General features: G+C 67.4%; 17 protein-coding genes. All 17 read right to left on the reverse strand.

The annotated features are described in order from the left end of the window. Positions 1-2: 2 nt before the first annotated feature. The 17 genes from C8E99_RS06825 to C8E99_RS06905 all read right to left on the reverse strand — a co-directional run bounded on the left by C8E99_RS06825 (position 3) and on the right by C8E99_RS06905 (position 19,369). Positions 3-1,286, reverse strand: coding sequence for a citrate synthase (locus C8E99_RS06825; protein WP_115931653.1), 1,284 nt, complete (start codon positions 1,284-1,286; stop codon positions 3-5). Between the two features lie 187 nt (positions 1,287-1,473). Next, on the reverse strand, positions 1,474-2,742 hold the full coding sequence (gene dapC / locus C8E99_RS06830; RefSeq protein ID WP_115931654.1) for a succinyldiaminopimelate transaminase: 1,269 nt from the start codon (positions 2,740-2,742) through the stop codon (positions 1,474-1,476). Positions 2,743-2,779: 37 nt separating this feature from the next. After that, positions 2,780-3,112 (reverse strand): ferredoxin, encoded by a 333-nt coding sequence (gene fdxA / locus C8E99_RS06835; protein WP_115931655.1) that lies wholly within the window; start codon positions 3,110-3,112, stop codon positions 2,780-2,782. Positions 3,113-3,199: 87 nt separating this feature from the next. Then, entirely contained in the window at positions 3,200-3,742 is a 543-nt protein-coding gene (locus C8E99_RS06840) for a hypothetical protein (RefSeq protein ID WP_115931656.1), read from the reverse strand. Beyond that, positions 3,729-5,645, reverse strand: a complete 1,917-nt coding sequence (typA, locus tag C8E99_RS06845) for a translational GTPase TypA (RefSeq protein ID WP_115931657.1) — start codon at positions 5,643-5,645, stop codon at positions 3,729-3,731. The genes C8E99_RS06840 and typA overlap by 14 nt, the downstream gene beginning before the upstream one ends. A gap of 171 nt (positions 5,646-5,816) precedes the next feature. Then, positions 5,817-7,700 (reverse strand): ABC transporter ATP-binding protein, encoded by a 1,884-nt coding sequence (locus C8E99_RS06850; RefSeq protein ID WP_115931658.1) that lies wholly within the window; start codon positions 7,698-7,700, stop codon positions 5,817-5,819. Continuing rightward, positions 7,697-8,887, reverse strand: coding sequence for an ABC transporter permease (locus C8E99_RS06855; protein WP_115931659.1), 1,191 nt, complete (start codon positions 8,885-8,887; stop codon positions 7,697-7,699). The genes C8E99_RS06850 and C8E99_RS06855 overlap by 4 nt, the downstream gene beginning before the upstream one ends. Before the next feature lie 5 nt (positions 8,888-8,892). Further along, a complete protein-coding gene (locus tag C8E99_RS06860; protein ID WP_115931660.1) occupies positions 8,893-10,416 on the reverse strand; it encodes an ABC transporter permease in 1,524 nt (507 codons plus the stop codon). Between the two features lie 118 nt (positions 10,417-10,534). Then, on the reverse strand, positions 10,535-12,376 hold the full coding sequence (locus tag C8E99_RS06865) for an ABC transporter family substrate-binding protein (RefSeq protein ID WP_115931661.1): 1,842 nt from the start codon (positions 12,374-12,376) through the stop codon (positions 10,535-10,537). Between the two features lie 379 nt (positions 12,377-12,755). Beyond that, positions 12,756-13,676 carry a hypothetical protein gene (locus C8E99_RS06870; protein ID WP_115931662.1) on the reverse strand — a complete coding sequence of 307 codons (921 nt, stop codon included), beginning with the start codon at positions 13,674-13,676 and terminating at the stop codon, positions 12,756-12,758. Further along, positions 13,673-14,545: a hypothetical protein gene (locus C8E99_RS06875; protein ID WP_115931663.1), complete on the reverse strand. Its 873-nt coding sequence runs from the start codon at positions 14,543-14,545 to the stop codon at positions 13,673-13,675. The genes C8E99_RS06870 and C8E99_RS06875 overlap by 4 nt, the downstream gene beginning before the upstream one ends. Positions 14,546-14,684: 139 nt before the next feature. Continuing rightward, positions 14,685-16,175: a phytoene desaturase family protein gene (locus tag C8E99_RS06880; RefSeq protein WP_115931664.1), complete on the reverse strand. Its 1,491-nt coding sequence runs from the start codon at positions 16,173-16,175 to the stop codon at positions 14,685-14,687. A gap of 96 nt (positions 16,176-16,271) precedes the next feature. Further along, on the reverse strand, positions 16,272-16,625 hold the full coding sequence (locus C8E99_RS06885; RefSeq protein WP_115931665.1) for a cation:proton antiporter: 354 nt from the start codon (positions 16,623-16,625) through the stop codon (positions 16,272-16,274). Beyond that, the gene (locus C8E99_RS06890) at positions 16,625-16,903 is read right to left on the reverse strand and encodes a monovalent cation/H+ antiporter complex subunit F (protein WP_115931666.1); all 279 of its coding nucleotides are present in this window, start codon (positions 16,901-16,903) and stop codon (positions 16,625-16,627) included. The genes C8E99_RS06885 and C8E99_RS06890 overlap by 1 nt, the downstream gene beginning before the upstream one ends. After that, positions 16,900-17,310 carry a Na+/H+ antiporter subunit E gene (locus C8E99_RS06895; protein WP_245952137.1) on the reverse strand — a complete coding sequence of 137 codons (411 nt, stop codon included), beginning with the start codon at positions 17,308-17,310 and terminating at the stop codon, positions 16,900-16,902. The genes C8E99_RS06890 and C8E99_RS06895 overlap by 4 nt, the downstream gene beginning before the upstream one ends. After that, positions 17,307-18,926: a proton-conducting transporter transmembrane domain-containing protein gene (locus C8E99_RS06900; protein ID WP_115931667.1), complete on the reverse strand. Its 1,620-nt coding sequence runs from the start codon at positions 18,924-18,926 to the stop codon at positions 17,307-17,309. Before C8E99_RS06900 ends, C8E99_RS06895 begins: the two co-directional genes overlap by 4 nt. Beyond that, positions 18,923-19,369 (reverse strand): sodium:proton antiporter, encoded by a 447-nt coding sequence (locus tag C8E99_RS06905; RefSeq protein WP_115931668.1) that lies wholly within the window; start codon positions 19,367-19,369, stop codon positions 18,923-18,925. The genes C8E99_RS06900 and C8E99_RS06905 overlap by 4 nt, the downstream gene beginning before the upstream one ends. Between the last annotated feature and the right edge of the window lies 1 nt (position 19,370).

A 19,370-nucleotide genomic window follows, 5' to 3' on the forward strand; every position in this document is an offset into this window, starting at 1 on the left:
GCTCAATGCTGGGGGTAGTCCCGCAGGTCGTGGCCGGTGTAGACCTGGCGCGGGCGCCCGATCTTCGTGGCAGGGTCCTCGATGAGCTCACGCCACTGGGCGATCCAGCCGGGCAGGCGGCCGAGCGCGAACAGCGGGGTGAACATCTTCTCCGGGAAGCCCATGGCCTTGTAGATCAGCCCGGTGTAGAAGTCGACGTTCGGGTAGAGACGGCGCTCGATGAAGTAGTCGTCCGCGAGTGCCTTCTCCTCGAGGCGCATCGCGATGTCCAGCAGCTCGTCGTTGCCGCCGAGCTTGCCGAGGATGTCATGCGCGGTCTGCTTGACGATCTTCGCCCGCGGATCGTAGTTCTTGTAGACGCGGTGGCCGAAGCCCATGAGCTTCACCCCGTCCTCCTTGTTCTTGACCTTCTCCATGAAGTCCTCGGGCTTGACGCCGTCCGACTTGATGGAGCGCAGCATGTTCAGCACGGCCTCGTTGGCGCCGCCGTGCAGCGGGCCGTAGAGCGCGTTGATGCCGGCCGAGATGGAGGCGAACATGTTGGCGTGCGAGGAGCCGACCAGGCGCACCGTGGAGGTCGAGCAGTTCTGCTCGTGGTCCGCGTGCAGGATGAGCAGCAGGTCCAGGGCCTTGACCATGTCCGGGTCCAGCTCGTATGGCTCGGCGGGGACACCGAAGCTCTGGCGCAGGAAGTTCTCCACCAGGTTCAGGGAGTTGTCCGGATAGAGCATCGGCTGGCCGATGGACTTCTTGAAGGCGTAGGACGCTATCACCGGCAGCTTGGCCATCAGGCGGATGGTGGAGATGTGGACCTGTTCCTCGTCGAACGGGTCCAGGGAGTCCGCGTAGAAGGTGGACAGGGCGGACACGGCCGAAGACAGCACCGGCATGGGGTGCGCGTCCCGCGGGAAGCCGTTGAAGAAGCCCTTGAGGTCCTCGTGCAGCATGGTGTGGCGGCGGATGTTCTGGTCCCACTCGCCCAGCTGGTCCCCGGTCGGCAGTTCGCCGTAGATCAGCAGGTAGGCGACCTCGAGGAAGGAGGAGTGCTCGGCCAGCTGATCGATCGGGTAGCCGCGGTAGCGCAGCACGCCCTCATCGCCGTCGATGTAGGTGATGGCCGACTTGGCGTTGGCCGTGTTCATGAAGCCGGGGTCGTAGGTGACCTGACCGGTGTCCTTCAGCAGTGGTCCGATGTTCAGACCGTCGTTGCCGAGGGTGGCCTTCTCGCGGCCCAGCTCGACGATCGTGCCGTCAACGGACAGCTGAGCTGAAGTGTTTTCGGTCATGGGTGCTCCCTCATGAGTTGTTCAGTGTGCGAACCACCGGAAACCATCCGCCTGGGACGGCGACCATGGGTAGTGGGGGTGGTCCAATCCACGTCAACGCTATCAAGACAGGGGCCCGGACAAGGAATCCGTGACGATGACGGCCCCTGGCGGCGACCCCGGAGGGGCCAACCACCGAGGCCACAGGTCAGCGCCAGGAGCGCAGCCGTTCAGCCGCCCGCGCCACCGCGTCGTCCGTGGCGGTCAGCGCCACTCGTACGTAGCCGTTCCCGGCCGAGCCGTAGAAGGTGCCGGGGCCGACCAGGATGCCCAGCTCGGCGAGCTCGCCGACCAGGTCCCAGCTGTCCTGCTCGGTGGGTTCGGTGGGCTCGGTGGGCGCCGCAGCCACGGCGCCGGCGGCTGACCCGGTACCGCTCTCCGTGTCCGGGGTCCGCCGGCCGTCCCGCGTCCACAGGTACAGGCCCGCCTCGGAGTGGTCCACCACGAGGCCTGCGGCCTCGAGCGCGTCCTTGAGCAGGGAGCGCCGAGCCCGGTAACGGTCCTTCTGCTCTTGCACGTGGGCGTCGTCCCCGAGGGCTGCCGTCATGGCGGCCTGCACCGGCATCGGCACGATCATCCCGGCGTGCTTGCGGCTGTTGACCAGAGTGGACACCAGCGCGGCATCCCCAGCGGCGAAGGCAGCACGGTAGCCGGCCAGGTTGGACTGCTTGGACAGCGAGTACACGCTGAGCAGGTTGGTGTGGTCGCCGTCAGACACCTCCGGCGAGAGGATGCAGGGCACCTTGGCGGCGGCCCCGTCCTGATGACCCCCGCTGCCGGCGCCACCTTCACTGTCCGCGCTACTCCCGCTGCCCTCGCTGTCCCAACGGCCCCAGCCGAGCTCGGCATAGCATTCATCGCCGGCCACCACGGCACCGACCTCGCGGGCCTGCGCGACGACGGCCCGCAGCTCCTCGACCGAGGCCACCTTCCCGGTGGGGTTGGCCGGAGAGTTGGTCCAGACCAGCCTGACACGGGCGCGGGTTTCGTCGTCCAGTTCATCGAGCGAGTCCGCGGCCACGGCGGTGGCGCCCACCAGCAGGGCACCGATGTCATACGTGGGGTAGGCCACGGAGGGCCGGACCACCACGTCGCCGGGGCCCAGGCCCAGCAGGAGCGGCAGCCAGGCGATGAACTCCTTCGAGCCCACGGTGGGGATGACGGCCTTCGGATCCAGCCCCGGAACCCCGCGGCGCCGGGCGAACCAGGCGACGACGGCCTCGCGCAGCTCAGCCGTGCCCTGCGTGGTCGGATAGCCGTGCGCGTTGGCGGCCGCCGCGAGGGCGTCCTGGATGAGCCCGGGTGTACTGTCCACGGGCGTGCCGATGGACAGGTCTGCGATCCCACCGGGGTGGGCCGCGGCGGTGGCGCGGTACGGCGCCAGGGTTTCCCAGGGGTATTCGGGCAGCGTCAGCACGGAGTCAGCTCAGGATCGGTTCGTCAGGCCAGGGCCGTCAGAGACCTTCGGGCGTCGGCTGCGGCGGCAGGGCGGTGATCAGCTCATGATCCTTGGGGATCAGGCCCAGCTTGGCGGCGCCGCCCGGGGAGCCGAGGTCATCGAAGAACTCGACGTTGGCCTTGTAGTAGTCCGCCCACTCGTCCGGGGTGTCGTCCTCGTAGAAGATGGCCTCAACGGGGCACACAGGTTCGCAGGCGCCGCAGTCCACGCACTCGTCGGGGTGGATGTACAACATCCGCTCACCTTCGTAGATGCAGTCGACCGGGCATTCATCGATGCAGGCCTTGTCCTTGAGGTCAACACACGGCAAAGCAATGACGTACGTCACGTGGAACCGTCCACCTTCCAGAGGGTCGGAATAGGCCAGGACATCGCCGGGCCGGGGATTCTGCGTCCAGTCTAGTCCCGCGCCACTCTAGTCTCGCGACGCGGGGTGGCGCAGGAGAGGCTGGGCTACCAGCATCGTGATGATGGCCACGGCAGGGATGCCCCAGACCCACACAGTCCCGGCGATGGCCGGGCCGGGGACCACCGCGAGGGTGTAGTCATTGGCAGCCACGGCGAAGGTGTCCAGGCCCGGCCAGTTACCCATGACCATGGCCGTGGTGAACGCCGCGATGGCGACGACTCCCCCGGTCCAGGCCAGTGAGGACCTCAAGGTCCACCACAGCTGGGCGGACGCCACGAGCAGCAGGGCCAGCACGGCACCCCACGGCAGGACCCAGGCGCCCTCCTCGGTGGTGGTGCCACCGATCCAGCTGAAATGCAGGTGCAACACGGTCCCGAGGATCCCGACGCCGGCCCCGATCAGGACCGCGACCAGCAGCGGCACCCAGCCGCGTCGGCCTGCGGGGCGGGTGCCCCGCCGCTCCGGGCCCGAGCGTGGCCCGACGCCGGCCGGGGACTGCCCGGCCGGCGTCGGACCCTGCTGTTGGTCCCGCAGGTCAGGAGCGGGCACGAGCGCGGGCGGCCTTGCTACGCTCTCCGGCGTCCAGGATCAGCTTGCGGATGCGGATCTCCTCGGGGGTGATCTCCACGCACTCGTCCTCGCGGGCGAACTCGAGGGATTCCTCCAGGGTGAGCCTCTTCGGCGGGGTCAGGCCCTCGAAGGAGTCGGAGGAGGCCGCACGCATGTTGGTGAGTTTCTTCTCCTTGGTGATGTTCACGTCCATGTCATCGGCGCGGGAGTTCTCACCGACGATCATGCCCTCGTACACCTCAGCGCCGGGCTGGACGAAGAACGTGCCGCGCTCCTGCAGGTTGATCATGGCGAACGGCGTGGCGGTGCCGGAACGGTCCGCCATGAGGGAGCCCTTGTCCCGGTACTCGATGGGACCGGCCCAGGGCTCGAAGCCGTTGGCGTAGGAGGAGGCGATGCCGGCGCCGCGGGTGTCCGTGAGGAACTGCGTGCGGAAGCCGATCAGGCCACGGGCCGGAACGTTGAACTCCATGCGGATCCAGCCGGTGCCCTGGTTCTTCATCTCGGTCATGCGGCCCTTGCGGGCTGCCATCAGCTGGGTGATCGGCCCCATGAACTCCTCGGGGGTGTCGATGGTCATCAGCTCCATCGGCTCGTGCACCTTGCCGTCGATGGTCTTGGTGACCACCTGCGGCTTGCCCACGGTCAGCTCGAAGCCCTCGCGGCGCATCTGCTCCACCAGGATGGCCAGTGCCAGCTCGCCGCGGCCCTGGACCTCCCAGGCGTCGGGACGCTCGGTCGGCAGGACCTTGAGGGACACGTTGCCGATGAGTTCGGCGTCCAGACGGTCCTTGACCTGACGCGCGGTGACCTTGGCGTTCTTGACGCGGCCGGCCATCGGAGAGGTGTTGATGCCGATGGTCATGGAGATCGCCGGATCGTCCACGGTGATCAGCGGCAGGGGCTTCGGGTTCTCGGCATCCGTGAGGGTCTCGCCGATCATGATGTCCTCGATGCCGGCGACGGCCACGATCTCGCCCGGACCAGCCGAGTCGATCGGCGCGCGGGACAGGCCCTTGGTGCCGAGCAGCTCGGTGATCTTCACGTTCTTCAGCTGGCCGTCCTGGCGGGCCCAGGCGACCTGCTGGCCCTTCTTCAGGGTGCCGTTGAAGATGCGCAGCAGGGCCAGACGACCCAGGAACGGGGAGGCATCCAGGTTCGTGACGTGCGCCTGCAGGACCTCGCCCGCGGTGTAGGTCGGGGCTGGGATGTGCTCCATGATGGTGGCGAACAGCGGCTCCAGATCCTCGCTGTCCGGCATCTCGCCATCGCCCGGCTGGGTCAGGGACGCCTTGCCGGCCTTGCCGGAGGCGTAGACGATCGGCAGGTTCAGCACGGAGTCCAGGTCCAGGTCCTCGACCTCGTCGGAGAGGTCCGAGGCCAGGCCCAGCAGCAGGTCCATGGAATCGGAGACCACGCCGTCGATGCGGGCATCCGGGCGATCGGTCTTGTTGACCACCAGAATCACGGGAAGCTTGGCGGCCAGGGCCTTGCGGAGCACGAAGCGAGTCTGCGGCAGCGGGCCTTCGGAGGCATCCACGAGCAGCACGACACCGTCCACCATGGACAGGCCGCGCTCGACCTCACCACCGAAGTCAGCGTGGCCGGGGGTGTCGATGACGTTGAAGGTGACGGACTCGACCCCGTGGGCCGCGGCCGAGGGACCGGCGTAGAACACGGTGGTGTTCTTGGCGAGGATCGTGATGCCCTTCTCGCGTTCCAGTTCGCCGGAATCCATCACCCGGTCCTCCACCTCGCCGTGGCTGGAGAAGGCGCCGGCCTGGCGCAGCATCGCATCCACCAAGGTGGTCTTGCCGTGGTCCACGTGGGCCACGATGGCGACATTGCGGAGGTCGGTGCGCTGGGTGAGGGTTTCAGTCATAGGGGGGCCTGTTCGTCGGGTAGGGCAGGGGCTTCAGGTGAAGTGCGGCCGACCCAGCCGAGTGGGTCGCCGGTCCCGCACCGAGGGGCCAGCTCGGTTTAACCGTCACCGGCCCCGTTTGATTGTACGGGACTGCGCTATTCCCTTCGTACACCCCTGCAACGCTCCACCTCAGTAGGGGCGTTCCCCGAGGGACTCGAGCAGCTGACGGCGCTCGGTGCGCTTGGTCAATTGTTCATCGGGATCCGGCACCGGAGCCGCCGAGAGCAGTCGCTTGGTGTACTCCTGGGTCGGATGGTGCAGGACCTCCTGCGTCGGCCCCTGCTCCACCTGGCGGCCGTCCTTGAGGACGAGGACCCGGTGCGCCAGCATGTCCACCACGGCCAGATCGTGCGAGACGAACAGGCAGGCGAACTCGTAGCGGGACTGCAGCTCGGCGAACATGTCCAGGACCGCGGCCTGCACGGAGACGTCGAGGGCGGACGTCGGCTCATCCGCGATCAGCACCTCCGGGTCCAGGGTCAGGGCCCGGGCAATGGAGATGCGCTGACGCTGGCCACCGGAGAGCTCGTGCGGGAACCGATTGACCACCGAGCGCGGCAGCTTCACCGCGTCCAGCAACTCGTAGGCGCGGTCCAGTCGCGTCTGACGGTTGCCGACGTTGTGGATCACCATCGGCTCGGTGATGACGTCACCGATCGGGAACCTCGGATCCAGCGAAGCCGCCGGGTCCTGGAAGACCACGCCGATCCGCTTCCGCAGGGCGCGCGCATCCTTCCCGGCGAGCCGGGTCAGGTCGCTGCCGTGGATCTTGAGAGACCCAGACGCCACGGGCAGCAGCCCGAGGACCGACTTGGCGATCGTGGACTTGCCGGACCCGGACTCGCCCACGAGCCCGAGGATCTCCCCCGGGGCCACCGTGAAGTCGATGTCATGGACCACACGGTTCTTCTTGCCCCGGTGGTCGTACTCGATGCACAGGCCCTGCGCCTCGATCGCATAGACGGCCTTCGTCTGGGTGGCGGTCACCGTATCCGGTTCAGACACCTTGAGCTCGGCCCCCAGCCGCGGCACGGACCCGAGTAGCCGCTCCGTGTAGGGGTGCTGCGGATTCTGCATGACCTGGTGGACCTCGCCGGACTCCACGAGCTCGCCGCGCAGCATCACGCAGACCCGGTCGGCCATGTCCGCCACCACGCCCATGTTGTGGGTGATGAGTAGGATGCCGGTGTTCAGCTGGTCCTTCAGTGAGCGCAGCAGTTCGAGGATCTCGGCCTGCACGGTCACGTCGAGGGCCGTGGTCGGCTCGTCCGCGATGATGACCTCGGGCGAGCAACTGATGGCCATCGCGATGACGATGCGCTGGCGTTGGCCGCCGGAGAACTGGTGCGGGTACTGCTTGAGCCGGTGCTGGGCGTCCGGGATCCCGACCATCTCCAGCAGTTCCACCGCCCGCCGGTCCGCCTCGGTGCCGTAGGCGATGCCGTGCACGTTGAGCGACTCCGTGAGCTGGTCCCCCACCGTGAGCACCGGGTTCAGCGCGGTCATGGGCTCCTGGAAGACCATGGCCGCGTGCCGGCCGCGGATCTTGCGCAGACCGTTCGCGTCCAGCTTGGTGATCTCACGGTCCCCCAGCATGACGGTGCCGGTGACGCTCGCGTTGGCCGGAAGCAGTCCCATGGCCGTCGACGAGGTCACCGACTTGCCGGAGCCCGATTCCCCGACCAGCGCCACGACCTCGCCGGGCTTGATGTCGAAGCTGACCCCCTTGACGGCGTTGACGTCACCGAACTCGGTGTTGAAGGTGACGGAGACGTCTTGAAAGGACAGGATCGGCTTCCCGTCGCGGTCGGGGTGGCGTTGCACCACGCCTAGGGCGCCCGTCGCCGGGGAGGCGCCCGACGCCGGCCGCGCACCGCCGGTGCCCCGGCCCGCCTTCGCAGCCTTCCCCGCCTGCCCGACCTGTCCGACCTGCTCAGAACCGTCGGGCGCGGCGGTACCGGCACTCTGGTCATGCTGGTCGTTCTTGTTCCTCTTGCGTCCGAAGATGCTCATGGGTTTCCTATCCCGCTTCCGCCCATTAGTCCGCCGAGGCCCGATCCATTGATGGGCTGGCCTGGAACATCCTTGCCACCCGGCCCCGCGGTGGATCCTGTCGTCTTGTTGAGAGCCTTGTCGCGCCCGGAGAAGCCGAGGAACCCACGCTTCCTACCGCGGGAGCCCTGACGTGGATCGAAGGCGTCCCGGAGGCCGTCACCGATGAAGTTCACGGACAGGGCGATCGCCAGAATGAACATGCCCGGCCACCAGAACAGCCAGGGCCTCGTGGTGAAGGCGCTTTGGTACTGGCTGATCAGCAGGCCGAGCGAGGAGTCCGGGGGCCGGACCCCGAAGCCGAGGAAGGACAGTGAGGTCTCCAGCAGGATGGCCGCCGCGATGGCGAATGTCGCGTTGACGACGATCACGCCGATGGTGTTGGGCAGCAGGTGCCGCAGAATCACCCGTCCGGGCTTGGCGCCCATGGCCACGGCAGCGGCCACGAACTCCTTCTCGCGCAGGGACAGCACCTCGCCGCGGACGAGGCGGGCCAGCGAGGTCCACGTGACCAGTCCCAGCACCAGCGCCAGCGGGATGATCCCGCCGCCGAGTCCCGAGGACATCTGGCCGAGGACGGCGGCCAGCACGAGCAGCGGGATCACGATGACCAGGTCGGTCGCCCGCATCAGGACGGCATCGATCCAGCCGCGGAAGTAGCCCGCGAGCGCGCCGACCACGGAGCCGATGACGGTGGAGACGATGCCCACGACGATGGCGATGATCAGCGACTGCTGGGTGCCGCGCATCACCAGTGCGAAGAAGTCGTTGCCGGTGGTGACCTGGCCGAAGGGGTGTTCCCCCCAGCGGAGGCCCTCGCCGCCCAGCCACTCGGGCACCACGGACAGGGTGGGGACGCCGCCGTTCACCGTCGCGCCGGTCGCCGCATAGTCCTTGTCCCACCAGCCGGGGATGCCGGCATAGCCGATGGAGGTGAAGGCCAGGAGGAAGATCAGCACCAGGAAGACGGCGGAGATCATGGCGGCCTTGTGGTGGCGGAAACGCCGCCTGACCAGCTGGCCCTGGCTGAAGGACTTCCCGGTCTGCTGGCGCAGCTTGGCGTCTTCTACCTCGGCCAGGTTGGCCAGGTCCACGGCCTGCTGGGAGGGTCCATTCTCCGGGCGGGGGGTCCCGTTCTCGTTGCTCATGCGACTCACACTCGAATCCGGGGGTCGAGGACGGCGTACAGGATGTCGGCCAGCAGGTTGAAGAGCACCGCGGCGGTGCCGGTCACCAGGAAGAAGGCCATGACGGGAGCGGGGTCCACCTGTTCCAGACCCACGCGGAAGAGGTTGCCCATGCCCTGCCAGCCAAAGACCTGCTCGGTGATCACCGCACCACCGATGAGGCCGGCGAAGTCGAAGGCCATGATCGTCGTGATCGGAATCAGTGAGTTGCGGAAGGCGTGCTTGAGGATGACCTGCCGCTCGTTCAGGCCCTTGGCGCGGGCGGTGCGGATGTAGTCCTGCTGGCTGACCTCGAGCATCGAGGCCCGTGTGTAGCGCGAATAGCTGGCCAGGGAGATCAGGGTCAGCACGATGGTCGGCAGCAGGAGCTGGGTGCCCTTGTCCAGGAAGTCCTCCCAGAAGGTGCCGGTGAAGTTCGGCGTCTGCGAGCCGATCGTCGCGATGGGGCGCCCCACGATGTCCAGGTAGCCCGGCCAGGATCGGAAGAGGTGTCCCACGATCGTCAATCCGCCCATGACGACGGCGGTGAACACCGAGACGATGGTGGCTGCCCCCTTGGAATACCCGCCCATCAGGCGGCCGATGAGCACGGCGAGGCCAATCGCCACAACCGCGAGGACGAAAATGATCAGCCAGTTCGGATCCCACAGCAGGTTGTAGGTGGCGTAGTAGGCCACGAGCCCGAGACCGGCCGTGACCAGTCCCGAGTAGAGCACGCGGCGATTCTGCAGGCCCGCCCCCAGGACCGTGGCGCCGACGGCGGCAGCGACTCCGACCAGCAGGAGGACCACGGGAGGCATCTGTGGGTATCGGGCGAAATTCAGCCAGTCCAGGTAGGGAAGAGCCACACAGGTGAAGGCGACGGTGCCCAGGAAGGTGAAGATCCGACGACGTGGGCCGCCGGCGAGGACGGCCTGCAGCGAGAGACCCAGGATCAGGCCGACCGCGATGATCGTGGGCCAGGTGAAGCCGGGATCGGGACTGGCCAGCCAGTCGTTGAAGCCGATCGCCAGGTACTCCTTTAGGAGCACGGCCGCCCAGAAGACCGGGAGGGAGAAGAACAGGAAGGTCAGGAAGGTGACCGCGTAGTCGATCCCCGAGTACTGGCGGATGGCCGTCAGGATGCCGATGAGCACGCCGAAGACCATGGCGATCACGGTGGCCAGGACCACGAGGCGCAGGGTCGAGGCGGCTGCCAGGCCCAGTAGGTCGATGACCTCCTGACCGGAGCGGTTCGTGCCGAGGTCGCATTGTCCGACGAAGCATTGGCCGACGCCGGTCAGCCAATCCCAGTACCGGGCATACCAGGGTTGGTCCAGGCCCATGAAGTTGATGCGCTGCTCCATGAGGAACTCACGGTTGTCCGCGTTGGACTCACGCAGATCGGCCAAGGGGTCGCCGGAGTTGATCGTCAAGACGAACAGCAAAAGGGAAGCACCGAGGAGCACCAGGAATGAGCTGCCGAAGCGGCGGAGGATAAATTTCAGCACAACGGGGCGTTGCCTTCCATGCAGGGAGGAGGAACAGTTGGGGCCCGGCCGGAGAAGGTCGGGCCCCAACTGCAGAGGCGCTTGAAGGAGATCAGGGAGACCTGATCAGCTCACGCACTCATTCGACACGAGCCCACTGCTCTGCGTTCCACACGGCGCCGGACTGGGTGGCCGTGTTACGGACATTGGCGATATCCGCGGAGTGAGCCACGATGCCCGGGTGGGCATACAACGGAATGCCGTGCAGGCTCTCCCACAGCTCACGCTCGATGATCTTCACCTGCTCCGCGTGGACCTCGGGATCCACGGAGCTGGAGAGGGTGTCCCAGGCGGCGTCAACTTCCTCATTGGAGAACTCGCCGTAGTTCTGGGCGCCCTCAGAGTGGTAGATGTTGCGGCCGGAAGCGATCTGGCCGGAACCGGCCCATGCGAACAAGGCCACCTCCCAGTCACCCTGCGGCTGGACCACGCCGAAGAAGTCGGCATGGCCGGCGTCGATGACGTTGAAGCCCGCCTCGTCACACGAGGACTTGATCATGGCGACCGTCTCGGCACGGCGGGGGTTCGGTGCGCTGTAGCCGATGCGGACGTCCAGATTGGTCTCTCCGGACTCCTCGACGAGCTGGGTGGCACGCTCCATGTCGACCTCGTCGTACTGGCCGTCATAGGCGGCGTCCACGACCTCCTGGTAGCTCTCCTGGAAGGGGAAGACCTCGCGTGCGTTCATGACGACGGCTTCCGGGTCCAGCGGCTTGATCAGGTTGTCCACGATGTTCTGCCGCGGCACACACAGGGCGAAGGCCTCGCGCAGCTCGGGGCTGTCGGAGAAGATCGACTCCTCCATGAAGTTGAAGTCCAGGTGCTCCCAGGTGAGCGAGGCGTCCTGCTGGATGACGATCTGGTCGCCCAGGCCCTCCAGTTGCTCGAGGGTGTCCACGGTGGCCTGCGGCTCGATGACGTTGAGGTCGCCGTTCTGCAGGGCCTGGACGTGGGTGTCAGCCGCGGCGAAGCGGATGACCAGTTCCTGGGTGGCCGGCGGAGTGCCCCACCACTGGTCGTTGGCCTCCAGCGTGATGGACTGACCGGGCTCCCAGCTCTTGAACTTGTAGGGGCCGTTGGAGGGGGCGATCTCCTCGGAGGGCAGCTCGCCCGGCGAGGTGTTCCAGCCGGTGTTCCAGAACTCGGCGGCCGGGGCCAGAGCCTCGGCATCCTCGTTCTTCACGGCCTCGATCATGGCCTCCATGCCCATGCCGGACTGCTCGGCGACCACGTGGGCCGGCTGCGCCGTGTCCAGGAGGATCGGCCAGTCGGCATAGGGCTCGTCGAAGGTGATGGTGAATTCCTTGCCGTCCACGTCACCTTCCGGCGCATCCGGAACCCGCAGGCCGAACTCGTGTGCGATGGCGTTGAACAGCGGTGTGGCTTCCTCGCCCTCGCCGGAGGTGATCCTCGGGTTCTCCACGCCCCACTTGAGGATGTAGTCGGCGGCGGTGACGGGGGTGCCGTCAGACCACACGGCATCCTCGTTGATCGTGTACTTGACCTGGAGCGGATCGTCCGAGATCTTCTCGTAGGTGCCGTATTCCTCATTCTGGTAGATCTCCCCATCGGTACCGAAGTATGCGAAGGTCGAGATCATGCGCTCGGTGATGGCCGAGTTGTAGGTGGAGTACGTCTCCGGAGTCATGGAGTTGTAGGAGATGAACTCGTCCTCGCCCACGGAGTAGGAGATCGAGCCGTCCTGGGTCTCGATCTCACCGAGGTCAGCCTTTCCCGTGTCTGTGGGTTCGACCGTGAGCTTGTTGCCGGCTTCGCCGGTCATCACCTCACCATTGCCGCCCTCGGGTGCGGCGGTGCCGGATTCTTCGTTCTCGGCCGGGCCACCCGGCGCGCAAGCGGACAGGACGAGCGCCGAGCTGGCCAGAAGGGCAGCAGCGGCAGAAAGCTTTGTGTATTTCATCAAAGCGTCTCCATTCAAACAGGTGCGAGACGTGGAGTGCTCCCGATCCGACCCGGTTGGGGTGGGAGGGCCGGTCCGATTCCGGCACTGAAACCAGTTTTCCGCTTCAGCACCGGAGGGTGAGCAACACCACAAGGTGTGCACGAGAATAGCCTCGCAACATACGAAAGCAACATTGAATAGTCCACCGAAGAGCCAATCGTTACCATCCCGTAACTTAGCCGGGTCTCCCGTAATCCCGCGTGTTTCCGGGGCGTTACAGCAGATGACTATCCATGTAGACATAGTCCCCGAAATGGGTGTTTCACATCACGACCAGCAGGAACCTGCCGAAGGTGACCCCTGCCGCAGGCGGTCCAGCCAGGCCTGCGGCTCCGGCTCAGCGAGGAAGTTGCGGGCCCATCGGGAAGTAGGGCAGGTAGGACACCCCAGAGATGTTGTATTTGAACCTGATCCCCATGATGATGCGGATGCCCACGTGCATCCCCCACGCCCCGGCTGCGAATACCTGGCCCAGCCGGCGGTTGATGAGGGAGAGGGGCGCCCCGAGTTCCACGGCCAGGGACACGACCGCCATCACGGTGAACAGCTCCTTCTGGCGGTATAGCGCGGCCCCGGCCTCCGGCTTGGTGGAGCCGAAGAGGTCCTTGCGCATCCCGTCCACGGCGATCTGGCCGCGCAACACGTCTCCCCCGGCCCACTTCAGACCGAGCGGTCCGCGGACCTTCGCCATCCCGGAGATGAAGTACACGGCCACAGTGGCCACGTTCATGGCGGTCGGCACAGCGCCATAGGCACGGTCGTAGCGTTGGGGGAAGAGGGTGCCCTCCCGCAGCAGTGAGTCGATGCTGAGGGCGTCTGCGGACCGCGTGGCGCCCAGGACCATCTGGTGCATGGTGAGCATGTTGTCGCTGTGCAGCAGCATGGTCCAAGAGTTGCGATAGCTGATGGTCCACAGCTGCAGGGCAGCGTTGAGCGGTCCGGTGACCCGGTGGCCCACCCCGAGGGTGGCGGCGATGTTCACGGCCTGGGCCGCATCGAAGATCCCGTCGGCCACCCGCGGCGGCAGGGGCTTCCTGAGGATCTTGACCACTCCCACCGGGGTGAACTGGGAGGCGTCCTGGGCGTGGAGCCTGCGGAACATGGCCCGCCGCCTGATGTTGTGGGCGGCCGAGAAGATTCCGGTGGCCACCCTCAGCACCGCGGGGCGGATCGGCTGGGCCGCGGGCCGCAGCAGGTCGACGGCCTTCTGGAACGCCGGGGAATCGAAGGACGGGAAGGTGTTGCTGGCGCCGTTCACGGTGTGGCCTCCGTCTCGGTTGCGGTCGGGGTTGCGGTCTGGACAGTGTTCTCGGTGACATAGTCGCCCGCGGTGTTGCCGGTGCCAATCGGCCGCGGCGGGACATTGCCCAACTCGGAGCGGGCCATGGGTCCGGTGGGCGGCCCCTGCGCGTCCTGCGCGTCGTCATGCCGGGTCTCGGACACGGCCGTCGCGGTCCCGCCGACGTCGGCCCGCGCATGGACGGTCTCCATCTGCGGTGTGGTGTTGCCCGCGAAGTAGGTGTCGAAGAAATACCGCGACCGCACGATCTCCACGCGGACGATGCCGGCCTCCTTGCGCCGCCTCTGGGCAGCGGGGCTCGTGCCCTGGCCTGCCGTTCGGCGTTGCTGTTCGGCCAGGGCATCGGCGTAGCGCTGGGCGACCTCCACCGCGCGGCCCTGGCGGACCATACGGGTGATCTGCTTGCGGACCTGGTTCAACCCGCCGGCACCGAAGTGACTGTAGTGCGGGACCATCCGGTCGCCGTCGGCGGTGAATCCGGCCACGTGCGGGATCCGGGTCCGGTCCTTGCGGTCATCGGAGAACATCGGATAGGTGGACAGCGGGAAGGAGTCCTCCTCGTTCTTGTCCTTGCCGTTGAAGTAGTGGCGTACGGGAGAGAGCAACACGGCCGCGAAGGCGACGCCGGCCGCCAGCGCCCAGAGGTCGCGCTCCGTCGCGCGCGGTGCCGGGACGATGGCCCTCACCACCGCTGGCAGCGCTGTCGGGTGGTGTGACGCAGGGGCGGCGGACCGGCTCACAGCGGCGGTCAGGTCTGCCGCGGAGAGACCTTGCGAAAGGCGGTGTGAGATGGGACGCGAGAGATGGTGCGAGAGGTCGATGGTCACGATCGATCCTTCCGGTGCGGGTGGATGCGGATATGGGTGGATGCGAGTGCGGGTGGACAGGGGTACGGGTGGGTACGGCTGAGCCGGTGTGGGTCTGGCGAGCAACGGGTCTCGAGCGGCACGGCGCGGCCGGACCGCGTCAGCGGTGTGCGGCGGCGTCGGCCATGGCGGCCCGGGCAGCGTGGAGCCCGGCCATGCCGTGGACTCCCCCGCCGGGTGGTGTGGAGGAGGAGGCCAGGTACAGGCCGGGCGTGGAGGTGCGGTGTGGGCTGAGGACCGGGGCGGGGCGCAGGATCTGCTGCAGCCCGCCCATGGACCCGCCGGCCACGTCCCCTCCGATGAGGTTGGGATTCCACGACTCGAGGGCCGACGGCGGGGTGGCCACCTGGTGGACGATGCGATCCCGGAATCCGGGGGCGAACCGCTCGATCTGCGATTCGATCAGGTCGTCGACCGGGGCATCGTAGCCACCGGGCACGTGGGCGTAGGTCCACAGCACGGTCTTGCCGGCGGCCTCGCCGGTGGCCCGGGACGGATCCGCCCCCTGCTGCTGGCAGACCATGACGAAGGGCCTCTCCGGGAGCCGTCCGGCCTTGGCTTCGCGTTCGGCGTGCTCCATCTCCGCGAGCGTCCCGCTCACGTGGACGGTGCCGGCGCCACCTACCCGTGGGTCCGTCCACGGGACCGGTCCATCGAGCAGGTAGTCGATCTTGGACACCCCGGTGCCGTATCTCCACCGCCTAAGGTGGCCGGCGTAGCGATCGGTGAGGTCGGCGCCCTTGAGCTGCAGCAACTGGCGCGGCGTCAGGCCGAGCAGGATCGCATCGGCACCAGTGAACTCGCCGAGGTCGGTGACCTCGTGGTTCAGGTGGATGCGGCCCCCATGGGCGTGCAGGACGGAGGCCAGCGCGTCCACGATCCCCTGGGAGCCGCCCCGGGCGACGGGCCAGCCGCGGGTCATACCGAGGGCCCCGAAGATCAGGCCGAAGGCCGAGGTCAACAGGTGCGAGGGCGGCAGGATGGCGTGGATGGAGGATCCCGCGAACAGGGCCCGGGCCGGCTCGTCGCGGAAGATCGTGCGGCCGAGGGCCCCGGACGGCCAGAGCGCCCGCACCCCGAACCGGGCCATGCTGAGCAGGTGCGGAGGCAGGCGAACCAGGGATGGGCCGAGGATGTTCTCCAGGTGGGCGTCGATGTTGCCGGCCAGTGGCGCGTGCAGTCGCTGCCAGGCCGCTCCATCACGGCCCAGTCCACTGACCGTGGCCTCCATCGAGTCCTGCAGGAGGGCCGCTGGCCGCCCGTCGAGCGGGTGCGCCATCGGGTATTCGGGGTGGAGCCATTCCAGGCCGTGATCGGTCAGGCCCAGGTCGCGGAAGACGGGACTGGCCACGCCAAAGGAGTGTCCGGCGGCCCCCAGGTCCACGATCGTTCCCGGCCCCAGGAGGTCCGTCGACGCGGAGGCACCGCCGTAGGCGGAGTGGCGTTCATAGACGTCCACTGCCCAGCCAGCGCGAGCCAGCACGGCGGCGGCGGTGAGCCCGTTCGGCCCGGAGCCGACGACGACGGCCCGCCGGCCGCCGCTGGTACGCGCCGCGTGCGCACCGGCACTGTTCTGCCTGTACTGAGCCATGGAGTCTGCTTCCGTCCTTTGAAGATCCTGTGAATATCCTGCAGGGCCGGGATGAGACGTGGATGAGCCGTGGATGAGGTATCGATGAGCCCGGCTTCAGTCCTCGCTGGCCAGGTCCTGCGGATGGGTGGCTGGGTCCAGGGGCGCACCGGACTGGTACGCCGCACGGGCCAGTGTGTTCGAGGCCATGGAGGAGACGATCACCAGTGCGGCGATCGTCATGAGAGACACCAACAGCGTCCACCATTCGAAACCGTCCCGGCCCGTCAGGTGGACGAAGACGCCAATAACCGTCAGTGGCAGTCCCATGCCGGTGGCCGAAGAGAACACGTTCATCATCTGCAGAGCGTCCTTCGCCCGGAGCATGGCCACAGTGGAGAGCAACACCAACAGGGTCCCGCCGAGGATCAACACGGCCGACACCAACTCATAGACCTCGAATCCGGTCATCAGCGTTCTCCCCTCGTGAGGATGCGGGCCAGGGCCACGGTGGCAAGGATGCCCAGGAAGGCTGCGAGCATGGCGGCGTCCTGGACGATGGCCGAGCCGGTCTGGATGCCGATGATCATCAGGATGCCGATGGACGCAAAGTACACGAGGTCACCGACCACCGCCCGTTCGGCGGCCGAGGTGGCGGAATATACCCGGTAGAGGCCCACGATCACTGCGGCGGCGAGGATTCCCATGGCCAGGGCCAGCAGGAGGTCCGGGATGGAGTCGATGATCATGGACGCCGCCCCTCCTCAGGTTCTACTCGCACTTCGAGCCGGTCTTCCCAGCCGCTGCCCCGCGTCATCCGCAGCAACCGATCCTCCATGTCCCGCAGTCCGTCTCGCACGGAGTCCCGGTCGCCGTCGAAGACGGAATGCACGAAGACCGTGACCGGTTCAGTGTCCGTGCCGTGCGCCGTGCCGACCACCAGGGTTCCCGGGGTGATGGTGATGGAGGAGGCCATCCACGTCACCTCGAGATCCGTGGCACCCCGCAGGGGAAAACTCACGATCGACGGCTGGGCGAACGTGCCGGGCGTGAGTGTCCGCCGGGCTACCAGCAACGCACCCGAGATGACCTGACCGATCAGCCAGACCAGATAGCGCACCATGTTCCAGATGCTGAAGCGCCAATGGTCACTCATTCGATGCCACCTCCCAGGACGGCCTCCACATAGGGGCCGGTCTCGAACAGGCCGGCCGCCGCCGTCTCGATGAACGGCATCAGCGTACCGGCGAAGACGAAGAGCAGCACGGAAACCCCGATCATCACGACGCCGGGAGCCAACAGCCGGCCCGGAATCCGAACCGAGTCCGGCAGCGCTTCCTCAGGGCCACGATCCCGGCTGCCGTCGGCCAGGACCGGCCGATACATGCGCAGCGGCTCGCCGGCGAAGGACTTGCCCCACAAACGCTGCAGGGCCACGAGGGTCGCCACAGAGGCCAGCACGATCGCGGTCAGGAACACCGGGGCGTACCACGCGGGGTTGCCGCCACCACCCTCGGGCCCGACCACCGAAAGGGCCAGCCCCAGCTTCGCCCACAGACCCGAGGTCGGCGGGAGACCGGCCAGGGACAGCAATCCGAGGGCCACCACCACGGCGGCCAGCCGGTCTCGGTGCAGCAGTCCGGAGAGCTTGCCGAGGATTCCGGTGCCATAGGTCTGCTCGACGGCGCCGGCCGTAGTCAGCAGGGACGCCATGGTCACCACGTGGTGGATGAGGTAGAACAGGCCGGCGGCCACGGCAGCAGGTGAGGCGATGGCCACGCCGATGAGGATGTGCCCCACTCCGGCGATCATCTGGAAGGCCATCACCCCGCGGAAGCGGTTCTCGCCGAGCGACCCGAGCGCGCCCAGCACCATGGTGGCGAGCACGACGACGGCAATCACCACCGCGACCGTGGTCGCGGTGCCGTGGAGGGCCGGCGTCGTGACCGTGGCTTCGGCCGTGCCGGCCGAGTTCCCCGGACCGAAGGTGGTGAAGTAGATCCGGAAGATCGCGTACAGCGCGACCTTGGTGTGGAGGGCGGAGAACAAAGCCATGATTCCGGCCGACGTGCCCGGGTAGGCACGCGGCATCCAACCGTGGACGGGGACCACACCGGCCTTGATGGCCAAGGCCAGCATAACGACGGTGACGGCCAGGGCCACCTGCGGATCCTCGCCGGCCAGTCCTGCCAGCGCGGCAAGGTTGACGGTACCCGCCGAGCCGTAGACGAGGCCCACGCCCATCACCAGGATCGCGCTGGTGACGAGGTTGACGATCACGAACATCCGGGTGATGCCCAGCCGGCGCCATGTGCCGGTCACGGCGATCAGCGCATAGGAGGGCAGCAGCATGACCTCGACGAACACGAAGAGGTTGAACAGGTCCCCGGTCAGCAGGGCACCGTTGACCCCGGACATCAGCATCAGTGCGAGGGCAGGGACGAAACGCAGCCGGTCCTCGCCGGAGGCGGTCAGGAACCAGCACGAGGCGGCGGTGGCCAGGCCGGTGGTCGCCAGCATCACCGCCGTCAGGGTGTCGGAGACGAACGGGATGGCGATCCCGCCCTCAAAGCTGCCGATCGCACTGGCAAGGACCGGAGCGTCCCGGTGGTGGACCATCAGCGCGACGGCGGCGGCCAGCACCAGCACCGGAACGGCGATGATGAGGATGCGGTCCATCACCCGGCGACGCAGGATCACCGAGAGGCCGGCGAACAGCAGCGGCACGGCCACGAAGAGCGGCAACAGGGAGCCGATGAACTGGTCGGTCATACCCGGTCCACCCCCTGCTGGTCCTCGGCCTGGCTGGCAGACTGGTCAACTCGCTCGATGCCGGGCCGGCTGTCCGACTGGCTTTCTGGCTGGCTGCTTGGGTCGTCGTGGTCGCTGACGGTGGGCGCCCTCTCCTGGTCGTCGTTCCGCCCGATGACCGCCAGGGCGAGCATGAGGATGGTGGTGGCCATGGCGATGACGATGGCCGTCAGCACGAAGGCCTGCGGCAACGGATCAGCCGCTTCGGCGACGGTGGTGCCGTCCATGAGCGGCTCATGGCGCCAGCCAGGCACCCCGCTGGCGAGCAGCAGCAGGTTCGCGGAGTGGGAGATCAGGGTGAGCCCGAAGATGGCGCGCACCATGTCCTGTTGCAGCAGCAGCCAGACCCCGGCGGTGGTCAGCACGCCAACGGTGATGGCGAGGACGAAGATCGAGTCGAACATG

This window comes from Citricoccus muralis (assembly GCF_003386075.1).
GTDB classification, from domain to species: domain Bacteria; phylum Actinomycetota; class Actinomycetes; order Actinomycetales; family Micrococcaceae; genus Citricoccus; species Citricoccus muralis.

Excerpts from the sequence above, each read along its gene's own strand:
- C8E99_RS06885 (WP_115931665.1), bottom strand. The coding sequence starts at position 16,625 with ATGACCGGATTCGAGGTCTATGAGTTGGTGTCGGCCGTGTTGATCCTC.
- C8E99_RS06890 (WP_115931666.1), bottom strand. The coding sequence starts at position 16,903 with ATGATCATCGACTCCATCCCGGACCTCCTGCTGGCCCTGGCCATGGGA.
- C8E99_RS06895 (WP_245952137.1), bottom strand. The coding sequence starts at position 17,310 with ATGAGTGACCATTGGCGCTTCAGCATCTGGAACATGGTGCGCTATCTG.
- typA (WP_115931657.1), bottom strand. The coding sequence starts at position 5,645 with ATGACTGAAACCCTCACCCAGCGCACCGACCTCCGCAATGTCGCCATC.
- C8E99_RS06850 (WP_115931658.1), bottom strand. The coding sequence starts at position 7,700 with ATGAGCATCTTCGGACGCAAGAGGAACAAGAACGACCAGCATGACCAG.
- C8E99_RS06855 (WP_115931659.1), bottom strand. The coding sequence starts at position 8,887 with ATGAGCAACGAGAACGGGACCCCCCGCCCGGAGAATGGACCCTCCCAG.
- C8E99_RS06865 (WP_115931661.1), bottom strand. The coding sequence starts at position 12,376 with ATGAAATACACAAAGCTTTCTGCCGCTGCTGCCCTTCTGGCCAGCTCG.
- C8E99_RS06825 (WP_115931653.1), bottom strand. The coding sequence starts at position 1,286 with ATGACCGAAAACACTTCAGCTCAGCTGTCCGTTGACGGCACGATCGTC.
- C8E99_RS06905 (WP_115931668.1), bottom strand. The coding sequence starts at position 19,369 with ATGTTCGACTCGATCTTCGTCCTCGCCATCACCGTTGGCGTGCTGACC.
- C8E99_RS06880 (WP_115931664.1), bottom strand. The coding sequence starts at position 16,175 with ATGGCTCAGTACAGGCAGAACAGTGCCGGTGCGCACGCGGCGCGTACC.
- C8E99_RS06900 (WP_115931667.1), bottom strand. The coding sequence starts at position 18,926 with ATGACCGACCAGTTCATCGGCTCCCTGTTGCCGCTCTTCGTGGCCGTG.